This window comes from Shewanella sp. AS16, from assembly GCF_021412365.1.
In the GTDB taxonomy this organism is placed as follows: Bacteria; Pseudomonadota; Gammaproteobacteria; order Enterobacterales; family Shewanellaceae; genus Shewanella; species Shewanella salipaludis.
On the sequence record NZ_JAKCLK010000019.1, the window covers coordinates 1 to 6,726 of the forward strand.

The window sequence follows — 6,726 nt, forward strand, 5'->3', positions numbered from 1 at the left end:
CCGTGGTGTTCCCACTGCCGCGCGCCAGTGTGCTGCCGGAAGGCGCCGTCTATCGTAAATACAATCAGGTTCAAGGCTGGTATGACTTTGTCGAAGATGCCAACAACAGCATAAGCTCGGCGCCGCTCAACGCCGAAGGCCAGTGCCCGCAAGTCGGCGCCGCTGCCTATGAAACCGGCCTGGTGCCAGGGCATCAATGCGTGCAACTGCTGTTGCAGGACGGTGGCCCCAACGATGCCGATGGAGTAGCCAACGGCGTGATTGAAGATCCGGGCGTGGTCAGTACCCAGGTGCAAAACACCGCCCCCGTGGCGGTGGCGGATCGGGCCGAGATTGTCGAGGGGCAGAGCCTGGTGATCGACGTGCTGGCCAACGACAGCGACGCCGACGGCGATGCTCTGACATTGGTCGAGGTCAGTGCCGGGCATGGCAGCGCTGTGGTGACCGCCGACAACCGGCTGGAGTACACTGCCGAGCCTGGCTTCAGTGGCACCGTGACCCTCACCTATAGGGTGAGTGACGGCTATGGCGGCATGGCCGAAGGCGTGGTGGCAGTGACGGTGACGGCGGCCGCTGTCGAGCCGGATCCCGAGCCTGAACCAGAGCCTGGACCTGAGGCGGACAAGGGCGGCTCGCTGCCACTCTGGTCTGTGTGGCTCTTGGGGCTGCTGGTGTGGCGCCGCAGAGCCCTATAGTCGCAAATCAGCCCTGTCGGGCAATGGATGAGAAACAGGGGGGCCATGGTCGCCCTTTTTTTTTTGCTGTCTAACTATATGGCTCGATTGGCGAGTTACAGTGGGTCTGACTGTCTTAGGTGCTGCTGCAGAAAATCCGTGAGGGCGCTGACCTTGGTTGACAGGAAGCGGCGCTTGGGGTGGACGCAGTAGATGCTGTGGCTGGCCAGATAGTCGCCGACAATTCCTGCATTCTGCATTTTTCCTGCATTTTTGCCTGTTTTAATGCGGGCTAGAAGATTCTATGCGGGGAAATACAGCATGATGCGTTTATTGGTTTGGACTTTGTTAATCGGCTTGTGCCCGGCACAGAGCCTGATGGCCGCCAGTTTGCAAAAACAATCGGTCAATTTCACCGGAACGGCCAAAGACATCGGTGTGGTCAATGACGCCGACAATCTGGTATTTGTGCAGGCGATAAATCCGTCCAAGCCGGGCTTTATTACCGAAGCCGAGGGTGAGTGGGCTTTTGCCACTGATGATGGTTCTAACGCGCCGTCTATAACCGCTATTGCTATGCAGTTTAATGGCGCACCTGCGCTCCTGGGCATACCGGCAGAAACCGGCACTTTAACCATTGGTGCCAATAACGAGATTGCCGACCTTTGGACCCAGCGCATTTACGCCCGCCCTGTGGTATTTGTCAGCTTGGAAGACCCCAACTTGAATAACGGCGTCAGCATAGTGCCTACCGCACCGATTAACAGTGGCAATCAGTTTCTGTTTGATGTGCGCCAGGCCGATGGTTTCGGTGCCGACTTAACCGGTGCCAAGGTGCACTATCTGGTGGCCGAAGAGGGCTGGCACCGCCTGGCCGATGGCCGCATGCTGCTGATTTCCAGCGCGGAAGTAAAACATACCGGTTTTAGTGGTAAGACGATTGAGCTCGGCGCCAGCTTTACCGATGCGGTAACAGTGGCGCAATTGCAGCGTCCTATGCTGTTTAAAAACAGTTTAGGCTTTCGTCAGCTCATCAATATGGAGGTGTATCAGGGCGCGACGGTTACCAGTGGTGTGGGCGACTTCGACAGCATCGGTTTGCGTTTAATGCAGCAAAACGGTGTAGAAGCCACTAACGGCGGTATCGATTATGCCGGCCGCATCGGCTTTATGGTGCTAGGGAACCTTGCCGCTATTGAAAACGAATATCACATTGTTCATGACAACACGACCAATATCCGTGGTGGTAGCTACCTGACGGTGCCGAATGATCATTTTAGGATTTTCCCGCACAGCGCCGCTGCGTCACCGCTATTTAATAAGGTTGCTTGTGCCGAAGATGATGATATTCAGAATTTTTGTAATTACCTTTCTATGCCGGTCGATATGTTCAGCCGCAGCACCTTTGTGACGCCACGTACTCCCTATGTAGACGCGAATTTTGATCCCTTGAAAATGCAGCGTACGCTGTATTCGGAACGGGAAAATTGGGACTGGGAGGACGTTATTGAAGAGGACATGGTGAACCCTACACTTGACACTGACGGCACGCCGATTTTAGGTACCCTGGCGCAAATGCAGACCAACTTTGTTGCCGACCGGGGCTGGGATGAAGATTGGTTTTATGGCAACTCCTATTGGCATTGGTTTGCTACCTACAATTACAATACCTGCACCGAAAACGGTTTTAATACAGCTTGTACCGATTATTTGCCGGGTAACGGCATCATAGATAACTATCAATTGCAATGGGATGCTACATCGCAGGAATGGGATGATTGGAATAAATCGGGCTGGGGAAGTTACCCTGACGTCGATCTCGATCAGCAAGTGTTTATCAGCAGCGGCTTCACTTTGCGCAGCCACAAACAAATTATCGAAACCATTACACCACCAAAATGGGCGGCCGCGCAAACGGCCGACTATCTCTATGGCGGTACGCTGCCAAGCGATAAAAACAGTCAGGGGATGTTTTTAACTTTAAATCAGTCCGATTTTAGCGTAAATGATGATTACTTCGAATTTGCAGCTACAGGACAAACCTGGATGTTGCATGCGACCAGCATGGTTAGTTACGGCACGGAATACTTTTGCTGGTCGTGCGATAGTCCGGTCCCGGCAGTCATTGCCGATTATTATGGCCTCTCTGGGAATTGGGCCACTGAAACCTACGCCGTTGTTGAACAACGCCTCCCGTCAGGAATCATCGATGGACATGGCATTGATGCTGGAATTAGGTACTGGGTAACACCATCCGTTGGGCAAGTGACTCAGCGCCTGCGCACCGGTGATTATCTGTTCGCCAATATTGCCTGGGGCGTCAAGGCGACGGACTACCGCTGGGTTCGCTCAGCCACTGGTTCCATAGATGATGCCGTCACCATTGCTACTAATGTATTGGGTTATCAGGCAACTGGAGCCGACGGCGATAATTACCTGACCATGTGTATGATGTACCGAGGGACTGAACGCTGTGGTGATTGGCATTACGTCGGCAAACTGCCCTATGCAACAGACGTTCATATTAAAACTGAGCAGGGTGTTGCAGCGCCGATTGTCGGGCGTGCGTTAATTGGCAATTATACCTACGTTGCGCCCGGCAGCGGTAACTATGATGTTGAATCGCACAGCCTGTATCAGTGGCAGTATCGGGTAGATGGTCAATGGCTTGATTTATCCGGAACGACCGCTAAAGAGCAAATGTTAACAGACAATATTGTGGGTAACACAGAGGTACGTTTTTGCGTCACCCCCCGCACCCTGGAAAACGTGTTAGGCTTTGAAGTATGCTCGCCTGTTGTTATCGTTCAGGCCGATTTTGACGGTGATGGTATAGGCGACAACAGAGATAACGATGACGATAATGATGGCAAGTTAGACTGGGAAGATGCCTTTCCAAAAGATGCCAGTGAATATCTAGACACCGATCTCGACGGCATTGGCAATAATGCCGACACAGATGATGATAACGATGGCCTGACTGATGCCGAAGAAATCGTTTTGGGCTCGGATCCGTTAAATACCGATACTGATGGTGATGGGGTGCTTGATAATATTGACCCACGCCCAACAGTCTATGGTGATTTGCCCGATTTTGATAATGACGGCATTGCCGATGAAATCGATAGCGATCGCGATAATGACGGCGTACCTGATTTCTTTTATCTGGTCGAAGGGCAGTCAGGTTTACAGACTTTTATCCAAGAAGGCGATGTTGTGCTTTATGCAGTCCGTTACGACGACGACCCATACAGCGCTTGCCTGAGTAATGCAATTACTGTGACCAGCGATGCAGATAGCGGCCCGGGTACCTTACGTCAGGCGTTGAAGGATCTGTGCGCCAGCGATCCCGCCGGTGATTTAAATATCATTGATTTCGATGGCCCGATGACCATTCGGCTGGAAAGCCCGTTAGTGATCACCAAGGGCATGCAGATTGATGGCAATCGTGAAATTACGATTGATGGTCAGGAGGCCCATACAATTTTCGAGGTCGCGATTACCAGTGGGATGTCCGCTTCTCAGTATCCTCATTTGACCGGATTGACTTTGCGTCATGGCATGGCCGGGCAGGACAGTTCAGCCCAGGTGAATACGGCTTCTGCGTTGGATGATCAAGCCGCAGGAATAGGAAGCGCGGTATGGATGCGTTCATCGTCCTATTTGATCATCGACTATACCTTGATCACCGATATGACCGCCCCCGTTATTGGCGGTAAAAAATACCAGCTTTATCTGGAGAACAGCCTGTTAGCCAATGTCGCAGGTAGTGCTGCCGCGTTGAAAACGATCGACGGTCAACTCAACCTGTTTGCTTCGACGCTCTACAACAGTGAAGGTGGCGCTCTTTCTGTGTCAGGCACAGGCAAAGCCCAATTGCGCAACAGCCTGCTGTTAAAAGGCCCGACCGGTTCAACCCTGTGTAATGTTGACACCTGGGAGCAACAAACCGCCAGCTGGGTCGAAGACAGCGAGTGTGGTGTTACCTCAACTGGCTATGTTGAGCTGGCCGATCCGGAGAATGGCGACTACCGGCCGGTGCCGGGCAGCGCCAATATCGATATGGCGGAAGCCGGTGAACTTGCGCCAGACGCAGTCGACTTGCTGGGTAATCTGCGTGTTTCCGGCTTGTATGACGAAGCCGCGCCTGGTGGACCTGTGTATCCGCAAATGGATATAGGTGCCATCGAATATGTGTTTGACGGCGACTTCGACAATGACGGCGTTGCCGACAGCTCAGATGCCTTCCCGAAAGATCCGACTGAAACTACCGACAGCGACAGCGATGGTGTCGGTGATAACGGCGATGCCTTCCCCAATGATGCCAACGAGACATTGGATACCGACTCAGACGGCATAGGCAACAACGCCGATGACGATGATGACGGTGATAATGTCGCCGACACCGAAGACGCCTTCCCATTGGATGCTGCCGAGTGGCTGGATACAGACTTAGACGGTATCGGTAATAACGCCGATACGGATGACGATAACGACAATGTGCCAGATGTGTCTGACGCATTCCCGCTGGACTCCAGCGAAACTGTCGACACAGATAGCGACGGCATAGGTAACAACGCCGATAGCGACGATGACGGCGATGGCGTGTTGGATACCAGCGATATGTTCCCTCTGGATGCTTCCGAGTGGCTGGATGCGGATCTCGACGGCATAGGCAACAACGCCGATCCGGACGACGACAACGACGGCGTGTTGGATATTGTCGATGCCTTCCCCTTTAACACCGCCGAATGGTTGGATACGGATCTCGATGGCATTGGCAATAACGCCGACAGCGACGACGACAACGACAATGTCCCGGACAGCGCCGATGTCTTCCCGCTGGACGCCTCCGAGTGGTTGGATACAGATGCCGACGGCATAGGCAATAACTTGGATACCGACGATGACAACGACAATGTCCCGGATACCTCTGATGCCTTCCCTCTGGACGCCAGCGAGTGGTTGGACTCGGATCTCGACGGCATAGGCAACAACTTGGATACCGACGATGATAACGACGGTGTGTTGGATATAGTCGATGCCTTCCCCTTCAATGCCGGTGAATACCTGGATACCGACTCGGACGGCATAGGCAACAACGCCGATACGGATGACGACAACGATAGTGTACTGGACACAGAAGATGCCTTCCCGCTGGACGCGACCGAGTCTGTCGATACCGACCTCGATGGCGTGGGCAACAATGCCGACACGGATGACGACAACGACGGCGTAGTGGATACAGAGGATGCCTTCCCGCTGGATGCGGCAGAATCTGTCGACACCGACCTCGACGGCATTGGTAACAATGCCGACAGCGACGATGACAACGACGGCGTAGTGGACGGCGAAGATGCCTTCCCGCTGGATACGGCAGAATCGCTCGATACCGACAAGGATGGCATAGGCAACAACTTGGACACCGACGATGATAACGACGGCGTTTTGGACAGCGACGATGCCTTCCCACTGGACGCCAGCGAGTCTGTCGACACAGACAATGACGGCATAGGCAACAATGCCGATCCCGACGATGACAACGACGGTATCAATGATGAAGATGACGCTGCGCCGCTGGACCCCAGCATTGGCGATACCCAAAAGCCGGTGTTTGCCGAACTGACGCCACTGACCTTTGAAGCCACGGGGCCTATGACAGCAATAACCCTGCCAGAGCCTGTGGTAACAGACAACATCAGCAAGGTACTGACCATAAGCTCAGACTTAGCGGCGGAGCTGGCCCTGGGCGAGCATACCATCACCTGGACGGCGACCGACGGGGCCGGTAATCAGGCCATTGCCGAGCAGCGAGTGACGATAGTGGATACCACTGCCCCCGAGTTTGGCCCGCTCGAGCCACTGGTGGTCAACGCCAGCGGCCGCCTGACCGATATCAGCGCGCTGTTGAATATCAGCGCCAGCGATCTGGTGGACGGTGATGTGACAGCAACCCTGGTTGGCAGCAGTGAGCTGGCAAGTGGCGCCCATGAGCTTGAGCTTGGCGCGACCGACAGCTCTGGCAATACCGCCACCACGATGTTAACAGTGC

3 protein-coding genes are annotated in these 6,726 nt (G+C 54.0%); 2 read left to right on the forward strand and 1 reads right to left on the reverse strand.

Annotated elements, in window-relative coordinates; translation table 11 throughout:
* On the forward strand, window positions 1-695 hold a 695-nt coding region (locus LZP73_RS19025), incomplete at its 5' end, for an Ig-like domain-containing protein (RefSeq protein ID WP_234236485.1).
* 95 nt (window positions 696-790) lie between these two features.
* Here the strand turns inward: LZP73_RS19025 and LZP73_RS19030 are convergent.
* Complete coding sequence (locus LZP73_RS19030) at window positions 791-934, reverse strand: hypothetical protein (RefSeq protein WP_234236486.1); 144 nt, start codon at window positions 932-934, stop codon at window positions 791-793.
* Window positions 935-995: 61 nt separating this feature from the next.
* Here LZP73_RS19030 and LZP73_RS19035 point away from each other — a divergent pair.
* Window positions 996-6,726 (forward strand): thrombospondin type 3 repeat-containing protein (locus LZP73_RS19035; RefSeq protein WP_234236487.1); only part of this gene is annotated, 5,731 nt, incomplete at its 3' end.